This window comes from Kitasatospora sp. NBC_00315 (assembly GCF_041435095.1).
Lineage (GTDB): Bacteria > Actinomycetota > Actinomycetes > Streptomycetales > Streptomycetaceae > Kitasatospora.
Map to the genome: position 1 here is coordinate 579,151 of NZ_CP108025.1, position 21,914 is coordinate 601,064.

At 72.5% G+C, this 21,914-nt stretch carries 22 protein-coding genes; 11 read left to right on the forward strand and 11 right to left on the reverse strand.

The features are described 5' to 3' along the window. Window positions 1-96 precede the first annotated feature (96 nt). A complete protein-coding gene (locus tag OG823_RS02465) occupies window positions 97-636 on the reverse strand; it encodes a hypothetical protein (RefSeq protein WP_371477040.1) in 540 nt (179 codons plus the stop codon). 937 nt (window positions 637-1,573) lie between these two features. Here OG823_RS02465 and OG823_RS02470 point away from each other — a divergent pair. The 5 genes from OG823_RS02470 to OG823_RS02490 all read left to right on the forward strand — a co-directional run bounded on the left by OG823_RS02470 (window position 1,574) and on the right by OG823_RS02490 (window position 6,986). Beyond that, window positions 1,574-2,554, forward strand: coding sequence for an ABC transporter substrate-binding protein (locus OG823_RS02470; protein ID WP_371477042.1), 981 nt, complete (start codon window positions 1,574-1,576; stop codon window positions 2,552-2,554). Window positions 2,555-2,641: 87 nt separating this feature from the next. After that, window positions 2,642-4,165 (forward strand): sugar ABC transporter ATP-binding protein, encoded by a 1,524-nt coding sequence (locus tag OG823_RS02475; RefSeq protein WP_371477044.1) that lies wholly within the window; start codon window positions 2,642-2,644, stop codon window positions 4,163-4,165. After that, a complete protein-coding gene (locus OG823_RS02480) occupies window positions 4,162-5,211 on the forward strand; it encodes an ABC transporter permease (RefSeq protein WP_371477045.1) in 1,050 nt (349 codons plus the stop codon). The genes OG823_RS02475 and OG823_RS02480 overlap by 4 nt, the downstream gene beginning before the upstream one ends. Continuing rightward, window positions 5,208-6,182 (forward strand): galactofuranose ABC transporter, permease protein YjfF, encoded by a 975-nt coding sequence (gene yjfF, locus OG823_RS02485; RefSeq protein WP_371477047.1) that lies wholly within the window; start codon window positions 5,208-5,210, stop codon window positions 6,180-6,182. Before OG823_RS02480 ends, yjfF begins: the two co-directional genes overlap by 4 nt. Window positions 6,183-6,446: 264 nt before the next feature. Continuing rightward, window positions 6,447-6,986, forward strand: coding sequence for a GNAT family N-acetyltransferase (locus OG823_RS02490; RefSeq protein WP_371477050.1), 540 nt, complete (start codon window positions 6,447-6,449; stop codon window positions 6,984-6,986). A gap of 209 nt (window positions 6,987-7,195) precedes the next feature. Here OG823_RS02490 and OG823_RS02495 read toward each other — a convergent pair whose 3' ends face one another. Next, window positions 7,196-8,623 carry an arabinofuranosidase catalytic domain-containing protein gene (locus OG823_RS02495; RefSeq protein WP_371484276.1) on the reverse strand — a complete coding sequence of 476 codons (1,428 nt, stop codon included), beginning with the start codon at window positions 8,621-8,623 and terminating at the stop codon, window positions 7,196-7,198. Window positions 8,624-9,073: 450 nt separating this feature from the next. Here OG823_RS02495 and OG823_RS02500 point away from each other — a divergent pair, with 450 nt between their 5' ends. After that, complete coding sequence (locus OG823_RS02500) at window positions 9,074-9,508, forward strand: SRPBCC family protein (protein ID WP_371477052.1); 435 nt, start codon at window positions 9,074-9,076, stop codon at window positions 9,506-9,508. Here the strand turns inward: OG823_RS02500 and OG823_RS02505 are convergent. After that, the gene (locus OG823_RS02505; protein ID WP_371477054.1) at window positions 9,477-10,181 is read right to left on the reverse strand and encodes a S8 family serine peptidase; all 705 of its coding nucleotides are present in this window, start codon (window positions 10,179-10,181) and stop codon (window positions 9,477-9,479) included. The two genes, OG823_RS02500 and OG823_RS02505, sit on opposite strands and share 32 nt — an antisense overlap. 258 nt (window positions 10,182-10,439) lie before the next feature. Here OG823_RS02505 and OG823_RS02510 point away from each other — a divergent pair, with 258 nt between their 5' ends. Next, window positions 10,440-10,844, forward strand: a complete 405-nt coding sequence (locus OG823_RS02510; protein WP_371477055.1) for a cupin domain-containing protein — start codon at window positions 10,440-10,442, stop codon at window positions 10,842-10,844. A gap of 544 nt (window positions 10,845-11,388) precedes the next feature. On the opposite strand, the gene OG823_RS02515 is transcribed toward OG823_RS02510, so the two are convergent. Next, window positions 11,389-12,261 (reverse strand): LysR family transcriptional regulator, encoded by an 873-nt coding sequence (locus OG823_RS02515; protein WP_371477057.1) that lies wholly within the window; start codon window positions 12,259-12,261, stop codon window positions 11,389-11,391. A gap of 57 nt (window positions 12,262-12,318) precedes the next feature. Here OG823_RS02515 and OG823_RS02520 point away from each other — a divergent pair, with 57 nt between their 5' ends. Next, a complete protein-coding gene (locus OG823_RS02520) occupies window positions 12,319-13,296 on the forward strand; it encodes a DMT family transporter (protein WP_371477059.1) in 978 nt (325 codons plus the stop codon). A 101-nt stretch (window positions 13,297-13,397) separates the two neighbouring features. On the opposite strand, the gene OG823_RS02525 is transcribed toward OG823_RS02520, so the two are convergent. Continuing rightward, complete coding sequence (locus tag OG823_RS02525; RefSeq protein ID WP_371477061.1) at window positions 13,398-14,138, reverse strand: helix-turn-helix domain-containing protein; 741 nt, start codon at window positions 14,136-14,138, stop codon at window positions 13,398-13,400. A gap of 389 nt (window positions 14,139-14,527) precedes the next feature. Here OG823_RS02525 and OG823_RS02530 point away from each other — a divergent pair, with 389 nt between their 5' ends. After that, on the forward strand, window positions 14,528-15,325 hold the full coding sequence (locus tag OG823_RS02530) for a hypothetical protein (RefSeq protein WP_371477062.1): 798 nt from the start codon (window positions 14,528-14,530) through the stop codon (window positions 15,323-15,325). 125 nt (window positions 15,326-15,450) lie between these two features. Further along, window positions 15,451-17,361, forward strand: a complete 1,911-nt coding sequence (locus tag OG823_RS02535) for an OmpL47-type beta-barrel domain-containing protein (RefSeq protein WP_371477064.1) — start codon at window positions 15,451-15,453, stop codon at window positions 17,359-17,361. A gap of 67 nt (window positions 17,362-17,428) precedes the next feature. On the opposite strand, the gene OG823_RS02540 is transcribed toward OG823_RS02535, so the two are convergent. Further along, a complete protein-coding gene (locus OG823_RS02540; RefSeq protein ID WP_371477066.1) occupies window positions 17,429-17,650 on the reverse strand; it encodes a hypothetical protein in 222 nt (73 codons plus the stop codon). Window positions 17,651-17,862: 212 nt separating this feature from the next. Further along, window positions 17,863-18,585 (reverse strand): TetR/AcrR family transcriptional regulator, encoded by a 723-nt coding sequence (locus OG823_RS02545; RefSeq protein ID WP_371477067.1) that lies wholly within the window; start codon window positions 18,583-18,585, stop codon window positions 17,863-17,865. A gap of 185 nt (window positions 18,586-18,770) precedes the next feature. Between OG823_RS02545 and OG823_RS02550 the strand changes: the two genes are divergently transcribed. Beyond that, window positions 18,771-19,229, forward strand: coding sequence for an anthrone oxygenase family protein (locus OG823_RS02550; protein ID WP_371477069.1), 459 nt, complete (start codon window positions 18,771-18,773; stop codon window positions 19,227-19,229). A gap of 176 nt (window positions 19,230-19,405) precedes the next feature. Here the strand turns inward: OG823_RS02550 and OG823_RS02555 are convergent, their stop codons facing one another. The 4 genes from OG823_RS02555 to OG823_RS02570 form a co-directional block, all read right to left on the reverse strand. Further along, entirely contained in the window at window positions 19,406-19,834 is a 429-nt protein-coding gene (locus tag OG823_RS02555; RefSeq protein WP_371477071.1) for a hypothetical protein, read from the reverse strand. A gap of 351 nt (window positions 19,835-20,185) precedes the next feature. Continuing rightward, window positions 20,186-20,632 (reverse strand): nitroreductase family deazaflavin-dependent oxidoreductase, encoded by a 447-nt coding sequence (locus OG823_RS02560; protein ID WP_371477073.1) that lies wholly within the window; start codon window positions 20,630-20,632, stop codon window positions 20,186-20,188. A 369-nt stretch (window positions 20,633-21,001) separates the two neighbouring features. Further along, complete coding sequence (locus tag OG823_RS02565; RefSeq protein ID WP_371477075.1) at window positions 21,002-21,214, reverse strand: hypothetical protein; 213 nt, start codon at window positions 21,212-21,214, stop codon at window positions 21,002-21,004. A 360-nt stretch (window positions 21,215-21,574) separates the two neighbouring features. Continuing rightward, window positions 21,575-21,874: a hypothetical protein gene (locus tag OG823_RS02570; protein ID WP_371477076.1), complete on the reverse strand. Its 300-nt coding sequence runs from the start codon at window positions 21,872-21,874 to the stop codon at window positions 21,575-21,577. Window positions 21,875-21,914: the final 40 nt, after the last annotated feature.

Here is a 21,914-nt window from a genome sequence, read left to right on the forward strand (position 1 = left end):
GCGCCGGCCCCCGGCCTGCCCGGCGCACCCCCGACGAACGACTCACCGACCCCCCGGCCTGCCCGGCGCACCCCCGACGGCCGGCGGCGGCGGGCCCTACGCCGTACCGAGCGGCGCCGGAACGGCGGACGCGGGGGCGCCCGTGCGCCGGTACCGTACGCCGGGCAGCCCCGCCAGGAAGGCACTGAACCCGGCACGCTCCTCGGGCGAGAACGCTGCCTTCAGAATCGTCGCCGCCACGGGCGCACCGCCTCCGGCGCGCTTCGCCATGATCGTCCAGGCCACGGGGTTGTCGGCGATCCTGGTGACCATGGCCCAGGAGAGTTCACGCAGGCCGGCGTCGGTCCGGACGCTCAGGCCCAGGTCGGTGATCCGGACGGCCGTGGGGCCGACGTACCACCGGCCCACCTTCGCACCGATCTGCCGGGGTCCGACGGTGAGGTTCCACAGCTGGAAGCCCGCGAGCAGCAAGGCCGGAAGCGTGAGCAGCACACTCCCCGCCACGATGCCCAGCACCGCCAGGAGGCAGCAGAGACCGAAGCCCGCCCACCGCAGCGCGGGGCGGGCGGTGGAGTTGGCCACCACCGAGGCCGTGATGTCCTCGCCGGTGGCTTCGTACTCAACCTGAATGTCCATGTCCGCCTTCTGAATTCGTCGGGTCTGATCATCCCGAAAGATCATCAGAATAGGGCCGTCCGCCGCGGTGGACCCGGGCGCCCTGCCGTGACCGCCGTCCGCCCCTGGAAGGCGCCGCACCACGGGGCCCCGGCCGCACGGGCGGGCGCCGGGACCGCGAACCGCCACGACCGGCGCTCGCGGCTCCGCGCACGCCGTTAGCGCTCACAAAAGGTCCCCGAGTGCCCGTGTTGCATGGCCGGCTCCGCGCGCGCCGTGCATCCGACCGACCCTTGGAACACCCGAACGGGCCGACCGAACGCCCAGGCAGGACACACCGGAGCCCCCGCCGCAGTCGGGCAGGGTCGCCGAAGATCGACAATCGTCCTACGGGGAAGGGATGCTGGGGCCGACGCGCCAGAATGGCCGGCGACCGGGCCCTGGCAGGCCGGAGCGGGGCCCCGCCTGCCGGTGCCCGGACCGGCCCCACCGTCGTCAAGATTGGATAACGCCGCGCACGCCCCTTGCGCCCAACAATTGTGAGCGTTAACAATCTCACTCGAACGAAACAACGCCGCCACACCACGGTGGAGGGACGAGCTCTCGCGCGCCGCGCCGACGTGCCCGGCACAACACCACCCGAGCCCTGCCGCATCCGCACAGTCCCGCAAGTCAGCTCCGCCCCATGCTGTTTCACCTCTGCCGTCCGGTCACCGTGCCGACACCGCGACACGCCGTCACACCCCGACGTCGCCCCGCCTCGTCCCGCCTGCTCCACCCCGGCGTACACGGATCCACCCCCACCCGGCCCCACCTCGCGCCGGCCCCGGCCCGAACCGCTTCTCCCCGTACCGCTTCTCCCGCGCCGACCGTGCCCCACGCGGCAGGCGCGCCCACCCCTGCGCCGACCGCGTGCCCGCAGTCGCGGGCGCAGGCGCCCCCGAAAGGAAGAACCCACATGTCCAAGAGAGCAGTTACGGCCCTGGTCGCCGGCGCGATGATCGTCACCCTGTCCGCCTGCTCGTCGGGTGCCGCCTCGTCCGACAGCAAGGCAGCCGGTCACAAGCTGACCATCGGGTTCTCGCAGGTGGGTGCGGAGAGCGGGTGGCGGACGGCGAACACGACGTCGATCCAGGATGCGGCGAAGAAGGCCGGCGTGGAGCTGAAGTTCTCCGATGCGCAGCAGAAGCAGGAGAACCAGATCAAGGCGATTCGCTCGTTCATTCAGCAGAAGGTGGATGTGATCGCGTTCTCGCCGGTGGTGGAGTCGGGTTGGGACACCGTGCTGAAGGAGGCGAAGGCGGCGAAGATCCCGGTGATCCTGACCGATCGTGCGGTCGATTCGAAGGACGAGTCGTTGTATGTGTCGTTCCTGGGGTCGGACTTCGTGGAGGAGGGCAAGAAGGCCGGCGACTGGTTGGTGAAGGAGTACGACGGCAGGACCGATGACGTGAACGTCGTCCAGCTGGAGGGCACGACGGGCTCCGCGCCCGCCAACGACCGCAAGTCGGGGTTCGCGGAGGAGATCAAGGGCGAACCGAAGTTCAAGATCGTGGCGTCGCAGACCGGTGACTTCACCCGGGCCAAGGGCAAGGAGGTGATGCAGGCCTTCCTGAAGTCGCAGCCGAAGATCGATGTGCTGTACGCGCACAACGACGACATGGCGATCGGTGCGATCCAGGCGATCGAGGAGGCCGGTAAGAAGCCGGGTGTCGACATCAAGATCGTGTCGGTGGACGGGGTGAAGGACGCGTTCACGGCGATGTCGCAGGGCAAGATCAACTATGACGTGGAGTGCAACCCGCTGCTCGGTGACCAGCTGATGGACCTGGCGAAGAAGGTCAAGGCGGGCGAGAGCGTGGAGCGTCGGATCAAGACCACCGAGGGCACCTTCACGCCGGAGCAGGCCACGGCCGCGCTGCCGACCCGCCAGTACTGACCCGGCGCCCGGACCCGGGGCCGCCCGCCCGTCCTGACCGCGGGCAGGGCGGCCCCGGCTCCCCGGCCGACCACGAGAGGAGGACCGATGGGACAGCAACCGGTTCTGGAAGTACGCGGGATCCGTAAGGAGTTCCCGGGCGTGCTGGCGCTGGACGGAGTCGACTTCCGGCTCTTTCCCGGCGAGGTGCACGCGTTGATGGGTGAGAACGGCGCCGGCAAGTCGACCCTGATCAAGGTCCTCACCGGTGTCTACGAGTCGGACGGCGGCGAAGTGCTGCTGTCCGGGCGGCGGGTGCGGATCGCCGGTCCGCTGCAGGCGCAGCAGGCCGGCGTGTCGACGGTGTATCAGGAGGTGAATCTGTGCCCGAATCTGTCGGTGGCGGAGAACATCCTGATCGGTCGTGAGCCGCGTCGGCGGGGTTTGATCCACTGGGCCGGCGTACGTCGGCGGGCCGCCGAGGCGGTGGCGGCGTTGGATCTGGACCTGGACGTGTCCCGGCCGCTGGCGGACTGTTCGATCGCGGTGCAGCAGTTGGTGGCGATCGCGCGGGCGGTGGACATCGACGCGAAGGTGTTGATCCTGGACGAGCCGACGTCGAGCCTGGATCGCGACGAGGTCGCGCAACTGTTCACGGTGATGCGGCGGTTGCGGGAGCGGGGGGTGGCGATCCTGTTCGTCTCGCACTTCCTCGACCAGATCTACGAGATCTGCGACCGGATGACGATCCTGCGCAACGGTCGCCTGGAGGGGGAGTACCTCACCAGCGGGTTGAGCCAGATGCAGCTCGTGTCGCGGATGATCGGCTCCGAGCTCGAGGGCCTGGCGAACCTGTCGGACAGTGCCCGCAAGCAGCCCGCCGCCCTCCCGGGCGGCACGCCGTTCCTGCACACGGCCGGGCTGGCCCGGCGGGGCGCGGTGGAGCCCTTCGACCTCACCATCGGGCCGGGTGAGGTCGTCGGTCTGGCGGGCCTGCTCGGCTCGGGGCGTACCGAGGTGGCCCGGCTGCTGTTCGGCGCCGACGCCGCCGACGGCGGGACCGTCCGGATCAACGGGCAGGAGGCCGCGCTGCGCACTCCGCGTGCCGCGATCGGCCACGGCATCGCGTTCTGTTCGGAGAACCGCAGGACCGAGGGCCTGGTCGGGGAACTGACGGTGCGCGAGAACATCGTCCTCGCGTTGCAGGCCTCCCGCGGGTGGACCCGCCCGCTCAGCCGCACCGCCCAGGACGAGTACGCGATCCGGTGGATCCGCGCCCTGGACATCCGCCCGAACAACCCCGAAGCACTGGTGCGCAACCTCTCCGGCGGCAACCAGCAGAAGGTGCTGCTGGCCCGCTGGCTCATCACCGACCCCAAGCTGCTCATCCTCGACGAGCCGACCCGCGGCATCGACATCGGCGCCAAGGCCGAGATCCAGAAGCTCGTCGCCAGGCTCGCCGAGGAGGGCATGGCGGTGCTGTTCGTCTCCGCCGAACTGGAGGAGGTCCTGCGCCTCAGTCACAAGGTCGCCGTCCTGCGCGACCACCGGATGGTCGCCCAACTGCGCAACGACGGCACCCTCACCCCGGAGCACATCATGGAGACCATCGCGAGCGGAGCACAGCAATGACCCGGCACCGCCTCTTCTGGCCCGCCACGATGCTGCTGGTCCTGCTGCTGGCCAACGTGGCTTTCACCCCGGACTTCTTCGCGATCCGGCTCAAGGACGGCCACCTCTACGGCAGCCTGATCGACATCCTGCACTTCGGCGCGCCGCTGATCCTCGTGGCGCTGGGTATGACGCTGGTCATCGCCACCGGCGGCATCGACCTGTCCGTCGGCTCCACCGTCGCCATCGCCGGCGCCCTCGCCTGCCTGCACATCAGCCAGGCCGCCGACCCGGCGAGCGCGGGCGCCGTCGCCGGCGCCGTCGTGCTCGCCCTGGCGGTCGCGCTCGTCCTCGGCCTGGTCAACGGCCTGCTGGTGTCCAGGGTGGGTGTCCAGCCGATCATCGCGACGCTGATCCTGATGGTGGCCGGGCGCGGCGTCGCGCAGCTGATCACCGACGGGCAGATCATCACCGTCACCAGCGGCCCCTACCGGCTGATCGGCGGCGGGTACTGGCTCACCGCGCCGTTCGCCGTCCTGCTGGCCGGCGCCATGGTCCTCGTCACGGCGGTGCTGACCCGCTCCACCGCGCTCGGGATGCTGCTGGAGTCCGTCGGCGGAAACCCGCTCGCCAGCCGCCTGGTCGGCATCCGCGCCCAGCGCCTCATCGCGCTGGTCTACGTCTTCAGCGCGCTCTGCGCGGCCGTCGCCGGCCTGATGATCAGCTCCAACGTCTCCGCCGCCGACGGCAACAACGCCGGCCTGTGGATCGAACTGGACGCCATCCTCGCCGTCGTCATCGGCGGCACCTCACTCAACGGCGGCCGCTTCTCACTCGGCGGCACCGTCCTGGGCGCCCTGGTCATCCAGACCCTCTCCACCACCGTCTACACCATCGGCGTGCCCCCGGAGACCACCCTGGTCTTCAAAGCCGTCGTCGTGATCACCGTCTGCCTGATGCAGTCACCGAAGTTCCGCGCCAAGTCGGCCCGGAAGCGTCGATCCCGGTCCTCGAACGACTCCCGGCCCGAATCCGCGGCACCGGCCAACCTGGAGGTGGGCGCATGAACGCCACCCTGACACGCCGACTGCGCGGGCAGATCCCGCTGCTGGTCACCGCCCTGCTGCTGGTCACCATGTTCGGTGCCGGCTCGGTGAGCTACGAGGGCTTCTTCTCCGGACAGGTGCTGCTCAACCTGCTCATCGACAACGCCTTCCTGCTGGTCGTCGCCGTCGGCATGACCTTCGTGATCCTCACCGGCGGCATCGACCTCTCGGTGGGCGCGGTGCTCGCCCTGTCCACCATGGTCTCCGCCTCGCTCGTCGAACACCACCACTGGCCGATGTTCGCGGTGATCCCGCTGGTACTGGTGATCGGCACGGCAGGGGGATGGCTGATGGGCTGGATCATCCACACCTTCGAGATCCAGCCGTTCATCGTCACCCTCGCGGGCATGTTCCTGGCCCGGGGCCTCTGCTACACGATCAGCGTGGAGTCGATCTCGATCACCGACCCCACCTACACGTCGATGGCGCAGACCCGGATCCCGCTGCCCGGCGGCACGTTCGTCTCGCCCAGCGCCGTGATCGTGGTGCTGGTGGTGGCCGCGGCCTTCGTGGTGCTCCACTTCACCCGACTGGGCCGCAACGTCTACGCCCTCGGCGGCAACGAGCAGTCCGCCCTCCTGATGGGCCTCCCGGTGGCCCGCACCAAGATCGGCGTCTATGCGATCAGCGGCCTCTGCTCGGCGCTCGGCGGTGTCCTGCTCACCTTCTACACGCTCTCCGGCAACAGCCTGCACGCGGTCGGACTGGAACTGGACGCGATCGCCGCCGTCGTCATCGGCGGCACCCTGCTCACCGGCGGCACCGGCTACGTCCTGGGCACCGTCCTGGGCGTCCTGGTGCTCGGCCTGATCCAGACCGTCATCAGCTTCCAGGGCACGCTGAGCTCCTGGTGGACCCGCATCGTCATCGGCGCGCTGCTCTTCGTCTTCATCGTGCTCCAGCGCCTGATCACCACGCGTCGGCGCGCCTAGCGCGAGCCCCACGGCCCCACGGCCACCTTGATGCCCGCTCCGGACGGTCCTTCCGGAGCGGGCATCAAGCGCTGCCGCGACGCGCATCGGAGTGGCGCCACGAGGCGGCACGGGGCCGCCGGCGCGACGCCGGCGCGTGCCCGCGCAGGACGGCGGATGCGGACACCGGCGGCTTCCGGTCGCCTCGGATCCGCCCGGTCGCCATCGCGCCGCGGGCGGTGGGGGTCTTGCCCTTCACGATCGGAACGGGCGAGCATCGGACGCATGGAACATCCTGCGGACGTTGTCGACCTCGACCCGGTCCGGTTGCGCCGCTGGCGTGCGGACGACGCCGCGACCCTGGACCGGATCGTCGCCGAGTCCCTTGCCCACCTGCGGCCGTGGAGCCTGTGGGCCGTCGATCACGACCTCGACGCGGCCGTCGCGTTCCTGGCCGACTGCGAGGACCGTTGGCGGGCCGGCACCGCCTACCACTACGCGATCACCACGGGCGGCGCGGTGGTCGGCGGCTGCGGCCTGATGCGGCGGATCGGCCCCGGCGGCCTGGAGATCGGTTACTGGCTGCACGCCGGCCGAACCGGGCGGGGATTCGCCACGGCGGCCGCCGCCGCGTTAGTCCGGGAGGGGTTCCGGCTGGACGGGACCGACCGGATGGAGATTCACCACGACGTGGCGAACGAAGCCAGCGCGGCCGTCCCCCGTCGACTGGGCTTCGCCGAGGTAGAGCGCCGGAGCGTCCCGCCGGGCAGCTCCGCTCCCGCCGAGCTCGGCACCGACGTGATCTGGCGCATCCTGCCCGGGTGAACGGTCCGCATCCGGCCCCGGTGAACGGTCGGGGTGCCGCCCCGGCGCCGCTCGACACGACACGCCGGGGCCCGCTCCGCGGCGCGCCCACAGCGCCGGCGGGCGGGAGCGTCGGCCCCGCGACCGAAGCGTGAGTGGCGCCCGCCCGCGCATCTGCGCGGACGGGCGCCACTCACGTGTGGGCGGTCCCCCCGGTGACTCACCCTCTGTCAGGGGGCGATGTTCCACTGCTGGCAGGCGTTGTCGAGCTGGGCCCACTGCCGGACCACGGTCCCGTTGGCGGTGCCGCAGTTCGTCGCGTCCAGCACCATGCCGTTGCCGACGTTGCTGATGGTGTAGTGGCTGCCGACCGGCGTGACGTCCCATGCCTGGCAGCGGTTGCCCAGCGGGGCCCACAGCTGGACGGCGGTGCCGTTCCCGGAGCCGCAGTTCTTGGAGTCGAGGACGGTGCCGCTGTTGACGTTGGTGATGGTGTAGTGGCCGCTGCCCGCGCTGCTGAACTTCCACTGCTGGCAGGTGTTGCCGAGCGAGGACCACAGGTCGATCGCGGTGCCGTTGGCGGTCCCGCAGTTCACCGCGTCGAGGACCTTGCCGCTGTTGACGTTGGTCAGCCGGTAGGCGGTTCCGGCGGCCGGGACGCTGCGGCTCGGGGTGGTGTAGCCGACCGACACGATGTTGCTCTGGACGGCGTTGTCGGCCGCGTCCGTCGGGTAACCGGCCGTCATCACACCCTCGAAGAAGGAGCCGTCGGAGCCGTTGCTGTCGTCCCCCCCGGTGCCCAGGACGATGGCGCCCTCCTTCTGCATCGGGGTGTAGCCGCCGAGGTTGGGAAGCGCGCCGTTGTACTCCGTGGTGAGGCCGCCGGACTGCGCGTTGCCGTCCTTGATGGCGTAGGTCGTGGTGCCGTTGTTCTTCAGCAGCGCCGTGACGAACGGACCGGCGTTGCCCTTGTTGGCGGTCCAGGAGCCGTTCCCGCCGGCGAAGAGCCCGTTCTCCAGGTCCGCCTGGACCCAGGGGCCGGATCCGGTGCACGGGGAGAACCAGCACTCCGTACCGAAGTTGATGGCGTCCATGTGGCCGTTGCCGGTGTCGTTGCCGGAGGTCTCGGCGTTGCCGTAGTCGAAGCAGCAGCGGTCGTTGACGTGCGTGCCGCTGGTCACCATGTAGGCGCCCTGCGGCGCGCTGCCGGTGGGAACGCCCGCGGTGCTGTTGTTCCGGTAGCCGACGCCCGCCGACACCCAGACCCCGTAGGCGGCGTGGCCGCCGACCGTCACCGGCAGCGCGTTGGCGATCGCGCCGACGTCCTGGCCGCCGTTGCCGCCGGGGCCCTCGATGGTGAGGTGGTTGTGCTTGGCGCTCTGGTCGTAGATCTCCGTGATGGTGCACACCGTGCCGGAGCAGAACGAGTCCTGCGCCGCCGCGTTGGCGTAGCCGCCCGCGGCGAGCGTGCCGATGTCGGTGCTCGCCCCGTCCGACGCGCGGCCGACCCGGTACAGCGCTCCGCCGTAGGAGGAGTAGAGCGCTCGCGTCGTGCTGTGCGCGGCGACGCAGGGTGTGCCGGCGGACGCGTAGACGTCGCACGGCAACGAGGACGCGGCCTGCGCGGTGCCCGCCGCTCCGACGGTGCCGACCAGCATCCCCAGCAGGACCGCGGCCGTGGCGCCCAGGGAGAGCAGGGCTTTTCTCGGGCTTCGAAGGCGTATCCGGACGATCAAGGCGAATCACATTCCGTTCGGGTGGGTGGGGTGGGTGGCCGCGTCACCGCCCGGTCCGTCCGGAGCCATAATTGTTAGCGCTAACAATTCAGAGCAACCCAGAATCGCCGCTGGAGCATCGGGGAATACCGTTGCACTAGACGGTTGGCGTGGTGGCGCGGTGCGCATCACTATGGGTCAGCCACTGGGTGAGGTCAAGGTTTTGGACGCTGGATTGTTAACGCTCACAGGATGTCCTCGTCGAGAACGCGGATCCTTGCCGGAAGTTGACGGACCCACGGTTCGACTCCCGCGCGGCGAGCGGGGAGGGCGCCGTGATCACCGTGGCCGCCGCACCACGATGAGCGCCCGGCGACTGCCTACGATCACCGTATGGCCACCTTTCGGATCACCCGTCGCTCGTCACTCTCCACCGCCGAGGCCTGGCGTCGCATGACCGACTGGGAGCGGCACGCCGGGCCGGTACCCTTCACCGCGATCCGGGTGACCGGCGCCCCCGGGACGGGAAGCGGTTTCACCGCGCGTACGGCCGTCGGGCCGGTCGGGTTCGACGACCCGATGGAGGTGACGTGCTGGCAGCCGCCGCAGGGGGAACGCCCCGGCCTGTGCCGGCTGGAGAAGCGCGGGACGGTGGTGCGGGGCTGGGCGGAGATCGAGGTCCGCCCCTACCGCCGGGGATCGGTCGTCCAGTGGCGGGAGGACCTACGGGTGAGGGCCCTGCCGCGCGCCCTCGGCGCACCCGTCGCCTGGTGCGGACGGGTGCTGTTCGGGCGTGTCATGCGGCAGCTGCTCGACCCCGGGAAGTGACGCTCCGGGGCCCGAGCACCCGCGCGAACCACGACAGCGGGGCAGGACGGCCGGGTGCGGTGACGGTGTTGAAACCGTCGGAGGCGCGGCCGCCGAACTCCTGGTGGCCGATCAGCACCCCGGTGTCGAGGACGTACGCGGTCACACCCCGCCCGGCCGTGTCCGGGTAGCCGTACGAGTCGTCCGTCCGCAGTCTGCGCCGGTCGATCCGGTCCGGCCCCCAGGACTCGGGCTCCTGCTGGACAGCGTCGACCGCGACCCTGCGGTTCTGCACCACCTCGGCCACCGCCGGATCCGCCGCCAGCCGCCTGGCCTGGCGCTCGGAGAGCTCGACCGAGTAACCGTTCAGCGCCGCGTCGAAGGTCCGGCGGATCCTGCCCCCGAACCGCTCGGCCAACGCCCGGCCCTGCGGCGAGACGGACTTCACCGCCGACGGGTCGAGGACGACGAGGTAGCTGCCCGGAATCGTCCCCGGCGCGCCGGCGTCGGGGATCACGCCCTCCGGCGGACCTGCGGCCCACGCCGGAGCCGCGCTCGACCCCAGGAGTGTCACCGTGACGGCGGCGGCCACCAGCCACGGACGGACGGAGAACACGCGTACGGCGACCATCGGAACAGCCCCCGGCAACCGATCGGCGCCGCGCTCGGCCACCGGACCTGCCGGCAGGGTCACGACGCACCTGAACAGCGGGACCCGATGCCCCTCCGCAGGAACAACGCTGACGAATCGTCAGCAGGCTCGCACGGGAACGAGGGTACGAATTCACCTACGCACCGCCGTCTCCGCGCCCCCGCGCCGGCCCGGCGTTCCGGCGAGCACCCGACCGACTACGACCCGTCCTCTGGTGAAATGGGCACGCCCCCGCCGACCCGACATGTCGCACGGGACCCGACCTGACCCGCAGCACCCGACCCGAGGAGAAGACACGGCGTGGAGATCCTGCCGAAGCACCCGTCCGCCAAGGGACCGTCCGAGATGTTCACCGGGGACGTCTGGTACGACGTCGTCCACGCCGGGCAGGAGCCGTCGCGGCTGCGGGCGACCGTGGTGCGCTTCGCGCCGTGCGCCCGGACGGCCTGGCACCGGCATGCCGTCGGACAGACCCTGCACGTCACCGAGGGTGTCGGCCTGATCCGGTCGCGTGGCGGCGAGATCCTGGTCATGCGCCCCGGTGACACCGTCCACACCCCGCCCGGGGAGTGGCACTGGCACGGCGCCGCACCCGACCGCTTCATGAGCCACCTCGCCCTCTGGGAGGCCCCCGGGAACGGCGGCGCCGAGACCGAGTGGGGCGAGCACGTCGGCGACGAGGAGTACCACTACCCCGGCACCTGAGCCGGCCCGGGCGGGCCCCGCTGCCGTGCCGGCCCCGCACCGCGCCGCCCTCACGGCGCACCGGCCCCGCGCCGAGCGCAACGGCGGGGCGGACGACGCGCCGTCGGAGCCACGGTGTGCGACCTTGGAAGAAGTCGGACGGACCCTTCCGGGAGAGGAGTGCCCATGTCGTCCAAACGGCGCCGCAAGAAGAAGGCACGCCGCAAGCACCAGGCGAATCACGGCCGACGTCCCCAGTGCTGAGTGCCGACCAGTCGGGACACTCCGCACCGGACGATCACCGCGACCGGTGACACCGCGAACCCGGCGGACCGCAGCGCGCACACGCCGCGTCCGCCGGGTTCGTCGCGCCCGGACGACGCGGGCGCGAGGGCGGACGACGCGGGCGCGCGAGCCCTCGGTGCACGGCGGCGGGGGGCGGACGACGCGGGCGCGCGAGCCTCGGTGCACGGCGGCGGGGGGCGGACGACGCGGGCGCGCGAGCCTCGGTGCACGGCGGCGGGGGGCGGACGACGGGCGCGCGAGCCCTCGGTGCACGGCGGCGTCAGCCCGCGGCCGGGCGGCCCGCCGTCGCGTACAGCTCCGCCGCGAGCGCGACGGCGGCCGCGGTGGCCGGGTGGGGGTCCTGCCGCGGCCAGATGACCTGCACCGGGACGGGCGCCGCGCCTCGCAGCGCCCGGAAGGTGATGCCCTCACGCCGGTACTGCGTCGCGGTGCTCTCCGGGGTGATGCCGACGGTGCGTCCGGACGCGATCGCGGCGAGCCAGTCGTCGATGTCCCTCGTGTACTCCACCGCGGGGCGGGCGCCACCGGGCCAGAGTTCGGGCGTGGTCGTCCCGGTCCGGCGGTCGATGACCACCGCGCGCCCGCGGATCTCGTCCAGCCCGATGCTGCGGCGCCTGGCCCAGGGGTCGTCCGCGGCGACGGCGACCGTACGCCGTTCCAGACCGACGACCGTCCCGGCGAAGCGGCGGACGTCGAAGGCACCGCGGACGACGGCCAGGTCGCAGACGCCCTCGGCCAGGCCCCCGGTCGAGGTGTTGGTACGGATCAACTGGAGTTCGACATCAGGGTGTTCACGTGCCCAACGACGCTGGAAGGCCGCGGTGTGACTGCCCAGCGCGGACCAGGCGTGGCCCATCCTGAGCCGGGTGTGCCCGGTGGCCGCCTCCCGGACCAGGTCGTCGACCTCGGCCAGCAGGTGGCGCGCGCGGGCCAGGACCTGCGTGCCGACCGTCGTCGGGGCGATGCTGCGGCTGGTGCGGTGCAGCACCCGAGCGCCCAGCACCGCCTCCAGCGCGGCCAGTGTGCGGGACACGGCGGCCTGTGAGACACCCAGTTCCAGGGCCGCGTCGGTGAAGCTGCCCGTGTCGACGATGGCGACCAGGCACCGCAGATGCCGTAGTTCCAGATCCATACGCCCAGCGTATCCATCGGCCCGGTCATGCATTGTACGTATGCACGGCGACAGGGCATGCTCCGTCGCATGACGACCTCCACCTCCGCCCGGCAGGCCGACCCCGGACGCCCGGCCCCGGACGACCGGACGGCCGGCTCCGGGCGGCTGACGGGCACGGCGATGATGCTCGGCAGCGCCCTGTCCAACCAACTGGGCGCGGCCACCGGCGCGCTGGCGTTCCCGTGGATCGGCCCGACGGGGGTGGTGGCGGTGCGCCAGTGGGTGGCCGCCGTCGTCCTGGTGGCGATCGGACGTCCGAGGCTCCGCACGTTCAGCTGGCAGCAGTGGTGGCCGGTGCTCGCGCTGGCACTGGTCTTCGCCACCATGAACCTCTCCCTCTACACGGCGATCGACCGGGTGGGCCTCGGCCTCGCCGTCACGCTGGAGTTCCTCGGACCGCTGGCGGTCGCGCTGGCCGCCTCCCGTCGCCCGGCCGACCTGGCGAGCGCGCTGGTCGCCGGCGCCGCCGTCCTGGCCCTGCTGCGTCCGACCCCCACCACGGACTACCTCGGCCTCGGCCTGGGACTGACGGCCGCGGCCTGCTGGGCGGCGTACATCCTGCTCAACCGCCTGATCGGTGCCCGGCTGCCCGGGGCCCAGGGGTCGGGCGCGGCCGCCGGGCTGTCCGGGCTGCTCTACGTGCCGGTCGGGATCGTGGTGTTCCTGCACCACCCGCCGTCCCTGCGGGCAGTGGCGTACGCGGCGGCGGCCGGACTGCTGTCGTCGGCGGTGCCGTTCCTGGTCGACATGCTCGCGCTGCGCAGGGTGCCCACGCAGTTCTTCGGCGTGTTCATGAGTGTCCACCCCGTGGCGGCCGCACTGGTGGGCCTGATCGTCCTCGGCCAGCATCTGCCGACCACCGACTGGCTCGCCATCGCCGCCATCGTCACCGCCAACACCGCCGGCGCTCTCAGGGCCGCTCCCCGTCCGGCCGACCAGGCGACCGGACGCGACCCCGAACCGGTGTCCGAGCCCGCATCGGCGGACATCTGACGGGCCGGCCCGTCCACCGCCCCGTCCGGGAATCCGCCCGCTCTCCGGTCGGCGCGTCCTGGCGGGCGCACCGGGCGCGCCGTGAGCCGCGATGCGGTGGCTCAGCGTCGACCACGCGCCCCCCGGGCCGTGAGCGCGTCGGAGGTCCGCCGGTCGGCGGGCAGGAACGCCTCCAGCTTCAGCTCGGAGAGGGTGACGTCGACGGCCGTGGCGAAGGTCGTCACCGTCGTCATCAGGTGCAGCTCGCCGAGGCTGCTGTCCAGGCGGAGGGGGACGGCGAAGCCCAGGTGGTCGGTGCCCGCCTCGCCGGTGACGTACGGCGCGAGCTCGGCGCGCAGTTCGGGGCCGACCCGCGCCAGGACGTGCCGGGCCCACTGGTCGAAGTTGCGGATGCGTCCGGCGATACCGTCCGGATGCAGTGCCAGTCGGTAGATGTTGGTTCCCGGGCCGACCAGCTCGGGCGCAGCTCCCTCGGTGACCACGTCCATCGCCTCGTTGGCGGCGATCAGGTCCCCGCGGCGGTCCACCACCAGGGCCGGATAGGGCAGATGCCCTTCGAGGATGTGCTCGATCGCCTCCCGGACCGGGGCCAGTGACGCTGCGTCCAGTCCGCTCTCCGGGTAGACGGGTACGTATCCAGCCGCCGCCAGCAGCAGGTTGCGGTCCCGCAGCGGCAGCCCCATGGACTCGGCGAGCCGCACGACCATGCCCCTTCCGGGCGCGGAACGTCCCGACTCCAGGAAACTCAGATACCGCTGCGTGGTGCCGGCCCGGGTCGCCAGCTCCAGCTGGCTCATCCGGCTGTGCCCTCGCCAGTGCCGAAGCGTGCTGGGGAACTCCATGATCCTCATCATCGCGAACAGCCGCGCTGCGCACCATTCCCTGCCGGGAATCGAAGGGTCGAAGGGGCGCACGCCCACTCCCGAGCGACGTGCCCTCGGCAACGGCGAAACCTCACGCCCGTCGGAGCGAGGACCCGCCGACGCCACCACGGTCCACGACCGCTGCGGAATCGGCCGTGTGCCGGGGGCCCTGTGCCGGAGGCCGTGCGCACGGAGGCCCTCCATCGGAGGCCGTGTGCCGGGGGCCTGCGCCGGAGGTCGTGCGCCGGTAAACGCGCCCGGCGTCACCCGCCTACCGGACCGGCCGCCCCGGCCGGGCGGAGAATGGACCGGCCGGCCGTCGCTCCGCAGGCCACCGTCCCTCTCCCCGGCCGGCCTCGGAGGAAGCCTTGCGCATCACCGACGCCCGCACCGGCCGCAGCACCGAGCTCCGCCCCCGCCGGGCCGGACTGCTGCGGGTCCGCACCGTGGTCGGCCGGCCCGGCCACCCGTTCGACCTCTCCGACCTGCGGGCCCTCCTGGTCACCGACCTGCTGCTTCGCACGGTCGAAATCCGCCACCTCCAGGTCACCACCTCCCTCGGCCACCCGGCCGCCGCGCCGCACGAGGTCAAGCTGCTCCAGCGGGACGCGGGCCTCCTGGGCATCCACCCGCCGGCCGACGACGGCGACGGCCCCGCCGACCTGGAGGTGCGGGCCCACGGAGCGCGGGTGGCCGAGCCGGCGCCCTCCTCGGACGCGGCCGGGCAGCCGCCCCGCATCGAGGTCGGACAGGTGACGGCGCCCTTCCTGCCGGCCGAGGACGGACTGCCGAGCCCCCTGGCCGCCCTCTCCCCGGCCGGGCCCGAACCCCTCGCCGCTCGACTCGCCCTGTTCGCCGCGCCCCACCACGCGCCCGTCGAACTCACCGTCGGAGCACTCGGCGAGGCCCAGGCCACCCTGCACCGGTGGCGCCGGGTGGTCGCCGAATCGGCCCGGACCACGTCCGAACCGCTGTTCGCCGACACCGTCCAGCGCGCTTTCGACGGCTTCGCGGACGACCTGGACCCGGCTCCGGCCCTGCGGCTGCTGGACGGGCTGAGCACCCGCGCCGAACTCCCGACCGGCGCCCTGTTCGAGACCTTCGTCCGACTGGACCAGGTCCTCGCCCTGGAGCTGAGTCGCGAGGTCGGCTGGTCACCCCGGTAGCGGTACGGAGCGCGGCCCGGCCGGCCCGGAGACCGTCCGGCCGTCCCGGTCTCCGGGGAGCCGTCGGAGTGACAGCACGCCACGTCCTGACGGAATGCCGTCAATCATGCACATAGCGTGACGGCATGAATGTACACCGTTCGCTCGGCGCCGCAGGCGGGCCGGGAATCTCCGAGGTGCCACGGCGCGGCCGGTTCGCGGCGCTCCTCGTGGTGGCGCTGGCCCTGCTGACGTTCATCGCGGTCATCACACCCGCGGCGGCGGCACGCCGGGCGGGCGGATCCGTGATCGTCCAGTTCGTCAACAACAGCGACCGCGACGTGACGGCCGCCGGTGCGAACCAGCCCGAGGGCTGCGTGATCCCCTTCGTGCCGTCCGTCATCCCGGCGGGCGCCACCGCGAGCTGGACCGTGGCACCCTGCGGCTCCGCCTACGGCGCCAAGGCGACGGTCAGCCTCTTCGTCCAGGGCGAGGGCAACTCGACCCTCCAACTGGGCTGGGACGTCCCGTTCACCGGCCCCAACGTCTACACGGCGTCGGCCCCCACCGGCTATGTGATCAGCCACATCGGCGGTGCGGAGCCCAACTCCACGGTCCGGTTCGCCTTCGACTGCAACTCCACGACCTGTGACGGCATCCCCGACGCGTGGAAGACCGACGGCGTCACCCTGGACCCGGGTGACGGGAGCCCCGCGAAGTTCATCGACCTGAAGAAGATGGGCGCCGACGTCAACCGGCCCGACGTCTTCATCCAACTGGACTGGATGGCCAACACCGCCCACAGCCACGCCATCGCGCCCGCGGCGATCAAGCAGGTCGTGGACGCGTTCAAGAACTCGCCCTACAGCAAGCGCCAGACGGGTACCGGCATCAACCTGCACATCGACGCCGGGCCCGACAGCATCATGGACTTCTCGACGAACACCACCTGGGGCACCCTGAGCCGGGCGAAGGCGCTCACCGAGACGACCAACCTGGGCACCAAGGTCGACGGCCTGTACCAGTGGAACGCCTTCACCACGCTGAAGAACGCCACCGGGGGCTTCCGCAGCACCGCGCGGACGCCGATCTTCCACTACGCGATCTCGGCTCACAACCTGGAGGCGGGATCCGGCTCCAGCGGGATCTCGGCCGGCACTCCCGGCAGCGACTTCATCGTCAGCATGGGCAGCTTCACCAACCAGGTCGGCACGGTGAGCGAGCAGGCCGGCACGCTGATGCACGAGTTGGGCCACAACCTCGGCCTGCGCCACAGCGGCAACTCCGACCTGCCCAACCACGAGCCGCAGTACTTCAGCGTGATGAACTACAGCTACCAGTTCGGCCTGGCCACCGGGACCACCACCGGACTGGTCGACTACTCCCGCCAGAACCTCTCGCTGAACGAGACCACCCTGTTCGAAAACGCGTACCCGCCGACCACACCGCTCTACGACGTCAGCCACTACTGCCCCGGTGTCGACGGGACGGTCGGCAAGTTCGTGACGGTCCCGTCGAGCAAGGGCGCGGTCGACTGGGACTGCAACGGCAAGATCGCCACGACCTCGGTCAGCGTCGACGTCAACGGCGACACCCAGAAGACTTCGCTGGCCGGGCACGACGACTGGAGCGAGCTCCAGCTGCGCGGCGGCTCGGTCGGCCACCAGGGCGCGAACTCCGGTGTCTCGGCGCCGACCCTGGACAACGAGGCCGGCCCGGAGGACGAGGCCATGGACCTCCCGGTGGACACCACTCCCCCGGTGACCACGGCCGGCACCCGCCCGCACCTCCACAGGGACGGCGGCGACGACCAGGACGAGGTCGTCGTCACCCTCAGCGCGACGGACGACATCTCCGGCGTGGCGCTCACCGAGTACAACCTCGACGGCACCGGCTGGACGACGTACACCGGCCCGATCACGGTCCGCGGTCAGGGCCGCCACGAGCTGCTCTACCGCTCGGTCGACCGCGCGCAGAACCAGGAGGCGGACCAGCGCCTGGTCCTGCCGATCGACTGCGCCCCCGAGTGGCAGCACCAGCCGGCCACCGGGAGCTGACCCCCCACCACCCCGTCCACCCGCCCCCGGGCCGACCGCCGACCCGGGGGCCCGCTCGTCGCGGGCGCTACACCGGCTGCAGTGCGAACAACTCCAGATGCCCGCACGCGGTGCAGCGGTACGCCTCGATCCTCCAGCGCTGCCTGCCCAGGCGCCTGGCCCCGCCGAACAGGCCCAACTCCAGGGCGCCGGCTATCCATCGCGCGTAACCGCGGGCCCCTTCACCCGCGTCCTCGATGAACCCCGGCTCCAAACTCTCGGACTCGCAGTGGGTACACCTCAACGTCACCCGGGCAGCCTAGTGTTCCGCCGGTGACGCCGTCCACGGCGCCGTCCGGATCCCTCCGGCGTCGGACGTCCCACCGGGGCGAGCCGGTCCCGCGTCGGACGTACCACCGGGACGAGCCGGTCCCGCGTCGGACGTACCACCGGGACGAGCCGGTCCCGCGTCGAATCCCCGGGCGGAGCGGAGTCGCGTGGCAGGGCCGCCCCGGCGGACGCTCACCGCCGATCGGCGGCCCCGCCGGACGGGGGGAAGCCGGCGAGCCCGGAGTCCAGCAGGCGGGCCGCGCGGCGGACGTCGGCGGTCACCGCCTCCTGGAGCTGCCCGGGCGTGCGCGAGCCGTCCAGGTAGGTCCCCAGGGCACGGAACTGGATCGGCCAGAGCCCGAGCAGGGCCGTGGCGGCGATCTGCGGTTCGGGGTCCGCCGGACCCAACTCCGCACGCCGGGACAGAACTTCGGCGGCCACCGCGATCAGCCGCTCCGTCATCTCGCGCTGGTGGGCGCGCAGCGACGGCGTGGACCGGAGCAGCGCGCCGAACCGCCGGAACATGGCGGCGGCCCGGATCTGGTCCTCCTGTGCCCGGAGCCAGGCCACGACCGCCTCCAGTTCGCCGGCCAGGATCCCCAGCACGGCCTCCACCGGCGTGGCGCCCGGCGCGGCCAGGCCGCTCCGCAGCGCGGCCGTCACCGACTCCGGGAGATCCAGGAGCAGTGACTCCTTGGTGGGGAAGTAGTTGAACACCGTCTTCTCGGAGACCCCGCAGGTCGCGGCGATCTCGGCGACGGTGACGGCGTCGAAGCCGCGATCCAGGAACATCTCCGTCGCGGTGTCGGTCAGTTGCTGCCGCGTGGCGCGCTTCTTGCGCTCGCGCAGCCCTTCGGCCTCGGGGGCCTCGCCTCCGGAGGCGCGCAGCGCGGACCAGTCCACCGTTCGACTCATCCCCCGATGATAGTCCTGCCCCCGAATATTTACTGCTACAGTAAAGTTTCCGTCAGAGCATTTTTAGCATCCTGCTCCGCGCCGCGACCACCGGCCGCCGACCACCGCCGGGGCCACCCCACCGGCACCGGGCGAAGGAGCGACCGACCGACCCCGACCCCGGCCCCGGCCCCGAAAGGCATCCCGTGCACATACTTGAGGTCCTCAACCTGTTGTCGGCAGGACTGCTGGCCGGAGCGGAATTCGTGGTCCGCTTCGGCGTGCGCTCCTCGATCGGCGCTCTCGATCCGGAGCCGTCGATCCTGCTCCGCCAGGCCCTGATCCGCAGGCTGCGGCGCGTGGTTCCGGCGCTCTACCTGCCGACCCTGCTGACCGGCCTGGCCGTCACGATCCGGTACGGCGGCGGCACCGGCCTCGCGGTCCGGTGCGCGGCCATGGCGGCCGTCCTCGTCTGGACCGTCACGACCTTCGCCGGCACGGTACCGATCAACGCGACCATCCTCGACGAGTGGCGGGCCGACGCTCCGCCCGCCGGCTGGCGGGCGACCGTCCGCCGCTGGGAGCGGCTGGACACGATCCGCACGGTGGCCGCGATGGTGGCCTTCGTCCTGTTCCTGATCGCCGCCGACCTGCGTCTGCCCTGACGCGGCGGCCGCGGTGGGCCGGCGCGACGGACGACCGCTCGATGCGGGAGGCGAGGTGCCCCGAGCAGCCGGCCCAGAGCAGCCGGCCGAGGCCGAGCACGGTGCGCCCGGCCGGGACGGGTCCGGACCGGCCGGGCGCGCCCCGGTGCGCGCCGCAGCACGCCGGTCTGCTCAGCTCACACGTGCGGCTCCGGCTGTGTGCCGACCGCCCGGCCGGAGCCCAGCGGGGCCAGCACGGCGGCCGCCGCCGCCACGGACTCGGCCAGCAGTGCGGCGGTGCGGCCCGCCTCGTAGAGCTGCTCGCGCGCGTCACGGGCCGCACGGAGGGCGTCGTAGCCCGTCCCGGCGCCGGGGTCCTCACCCGGGCCCGGCCCGATCCGACCGGCGGCCTGCTCGCTGCTGAGGAACGAGGCCACCAGGTCGAGGAGTTCGGGCAGCCGGGCGGTGAGCCCGGCCAGCGCGGCCGTGGTCTCGGCGGCGTCCGCCGGGTGCACCAACCCGGGATTGCTGCCCCGGGCCGGGGCCAAGGCGGCGCTGCGCATCAGTTCGGCGGCCTCCGCGGTCAGTTCGGCGATCGACAGGGACGCGGGTACGGGGTTGCTCACAGTGCTCTCCCTCGGTGGCCGGCTGCCCGCCCCGCAGTGGGCGGGGCGACCGTCCCCCGTCTGCCCCGCCCCGACGGCGGCAGGCCGCGCGGGCCGGAATTGGCCGAGATCCGACCCCCGCGGCGACCGGTCGGACGTCCCGCGCGGCGCCGTCCACCCGGCCGAGGTCCGCCGCACGGCCCGACGCCCCGCCGGGACGAGGTCGGAGCTCGTCCCGGCGGGGCGCGGTTTCGCCGGGTGCCCGCCCGGCCTCGGTCCCGCCGCGCCTGTCACGGCCCGGCAGGTCCGCAGGCGCGGCGCAGGGCGGCAGGGCGGCGGGCGGGGCAGGTCCGCAGGCGGGGCGGGGCGGCGTCAGTGGCCGTCCGGCGCCGCCTCCAGGACGAAGACCGGGATCACCCGGTCCGTCTTCTCCTGGTAGCCGGCGTAGTCGGGGAACGCCCGGACCGCGCGCTCCCACCACAGCGCCTTCTCGTCGCCGGTGGCCTCACGCGCCGTCATGTCCTGACGTGACGTACCGTCCCGGAGCTCGACCCGGGGGTCCGCCACGAGGTTGTGGTACCAGACCGGATGCTTGGGCGCTCCGCCCTGCGAGGCGACCACGGCGTAGACGCCGTCGTGCTCCACCCGCATCAGCGGGCTCTTGCGGAGCTTCCCGCTCTTCGCGCCACGGGTGGTGAGGAGGACCACGGGCAGGCCCCGCATCGTCGTCCCGTCGGTACCACCGGAGCCCTCGTACAGCTCCACCTGGTCACGTACCCACTTCGTCGGACTCGGCTCGTACTCGCCGTCAAGAGGCATGTCATCGCGTCCCATCGTCGGAGCCCGCCTACACGTCGATGGCAGCCCGGCGCCGGGCCCGCGCTCCGGGCAGCCACAACGAATGGTCTATCACCCGATCCCCCGCAGCCGGGGCCGTACGGCCCGCGTGTTCCCTACTCCGGCCATGAACAGGGGGCGCCGCTTCGTCGGGACGCAGGGCTCCGGCGCGTCCCCCTCCACGCGCGGAACGGCTCCGGCGGAACGGCTCCGGCGGAACGGCTCCGGGCGAACGGCTCCGGGCGAACGGCTCCGGCGGAACGGCTCCGGCGGAACGGCTCCGGGCGCGTGACCGCTCCGCGGCCCCGGCCCGGCCCCACCCGCGGGCGGTCCCGCCCCACCGACCCGGGTTCAGCCCTGCCGCTCGGGTGAGGAGAAGGTCATACCGCCGGGGGCCGGCCTGCGGAGCACGTCCACCGGGTCGGGCTGCTGCGCCTCGACGGCAGGCGGCTCCTGGAACGGCGCCCGCTCGGCGACCGGCAGTCGCCGCCCCGGCTGCTGGACGGGAACGTCGACGGGCGACTCGGAGAACGGACGGTACGGCGGAAGGAGATCAGCACTCATGATCGTCAGTGTGACAGCTCCGGGGGCCGTCCCGGGCTCAACCGGTGTTCGCGGGCTGCGGCGGCCCGCCGCCGGGGCGTCCGGCGCCCGGCACGGCAGCGGTGTGCGGCCCCGGGAGAGCTCCCGCCGCCGGCGTCCCGACAACTCCTGTCACCGCGCGCGGCCTGGTAGGGCCCGCCGGCGGCGCCGAGCGGCGGCCGACGCCCCGGAGCACAGCGGGCCGGTCGACGGCGGCGCCGTGCCGACGGATCGCGCCCCGAGGATGCGACAGGTCCGCGGGGACGATTCCTCCGGACGCCCGGGGACGCCGGGACCGTCCCCGGCGGGGACGACCGCCCGGGTGAGCGCCTTCTCGGCGGATCACGCGTGGTCGGCGGCGGCCCGGCCCTCGGCCGCGCGAAGCTGAAGGGCCAGACCACTCAGGTCCTTGCTGACCCGGTGGAAGGTGGTCCGGCCGGTGGGAGTGGTCATCCGGTCCGGAAAGATACCGGTGAGGCCCTGGAGGGTCTCCAGCACGGAGGCGACCGCTCCCAGGATCTGCTCCTCGCGCACGGCGGGGACGAGACCGCGCGCGGTCAGGGCGGGGCCGACGGCGGTCTCGCGCAGCTGTTTCTCGACTGCGCGCACCGCATCGACGATCTTCTGAAGTTCGGCGTCCATCCGGGTTCTCCTCCGCCGGCACAGCCATCCGGGCAGACCT

What these genes read in the sequence shown, in the direction of transcription:
- OG823_RS02490 (WP_371477050.1), top strand. Translation starts at nt 6,447, where the DNA reads ATGGAACATCCTGCGGACGTTGTCGACCTCGACCCGGTCCGGTTGCGC.
- OG823_RS02525 (WP_371477061.1), bottom strand. Translation starts at nt 14,138, where the DNA reads ATGGAGTTCCCCAGCACGCTTCGGCACTGGCGAGGGCACAGCCGGATG.
- OG823_RS02475 (WP_371477044.1), top strand. Translation starts at nt 2,642, where the DNA reads ATGGGACAGCAACCGGTTCTGGAAGTACGCGGGATCCGTAAGGAGTTC.
- OG823_RS02560 (WP_371477073.1), bottom strand. Translation starts at nt 20,632, where the DNA reads ATGCCTCTTGACGGCGAGTACGAGCCGAGTCCGACGAAGTGGGTACGT.
- yjfF (WP_371477047.1), top strand. Translation starts at nt 5,208, where the DNA reads ATGAACGCCACCCTGACACGCCGACTGCGCGGGCAGATCCCGCTGCTG.
- OG823_RS02520 (WP_371477059.1), top strand. Translation starts at nt 12,319, where the DNA reads ATGCTCCGTCGCATGACGACCTCCACCTCCGCCCGGCAGGCCGACCCC.
- OG823_RS02565 (WP_371477075.1), bottom strand. Translation starts at nt 21,214, where the DNA reads ATGAGTGCTGATCTCCTTCCGCCGTACCGTCCGTTCTCCGAGTCGCCC.
- OG823_RS02545 (WP_371477067.1), bottom strand. Translation starts at nt 18,585, where the DNA reads ATGAGTCGAACGGTGGACTGGTCCGCGCTGCGCGCCTCCGGAGGCGAG.
- OG823_RS02465 (WP_371477040.1), bottom strand. Translation starts at nt 636, where the DNA reads ATGGACATTCAGGTTGAGTACGAAGCCACCGGCGAGGACATCACGGCC.
- OG823_RS02495 (WP_371484276.1), bottom strand. Translation starts at nt 8,623, where the DNA reads ATGCTGGTCGGCACCGTCGGAGCGGCGGGCACCGCGCAGGCCGCGTCC.
- OG823_RS02470 (WP_371477042.1), top strand. Translation starts at nt 1,574, where the DNA reads ATGTCCAAGAGAGCAGTTACGGCCCTGGTCGCCGGCGCGATGATCGTC.
- OG823_RS02535 (WP_371477064.1), top strand. Translation starts at nt 15,451, where the DNA reads ATGAATGTACACCGTTCGCTCGGCGCCGCAGGCGGGCCGGGAATCTCC.
- OG823_RS02500 (WP_371477052.1), top strand. Translation starts at nt 9,074, where the DNA reads ATGGCCACCTTTCGGATCACCCGTCGCTCGTCACTCTCCACCGCCGAG.
- OG823_RS02515 (WP_371477057.1), bottom strand. Translation starts at nt 12,261, where the DNA reads ATGGATCTGGAACTACGGCATCTGCGGTGCCTGGTCGCCATCGTCGAC.
- OG823_RS02480 (WP_371477045.1), top strand. Translation starts at nt 4,162, where the DNA reads ATGACCCGGCACCGCCTCTTCTGGCCCGCCACGATGCTGCTGGTCCTG.
- OG823_RS02570 (WP_371477076.1), bottom strand. Translation starts at nt 21,874, where the DNA reads ATGGACGCCGAACTTCAGAAGATCGTCGATGCGGTGCGCGCAGTCGAG.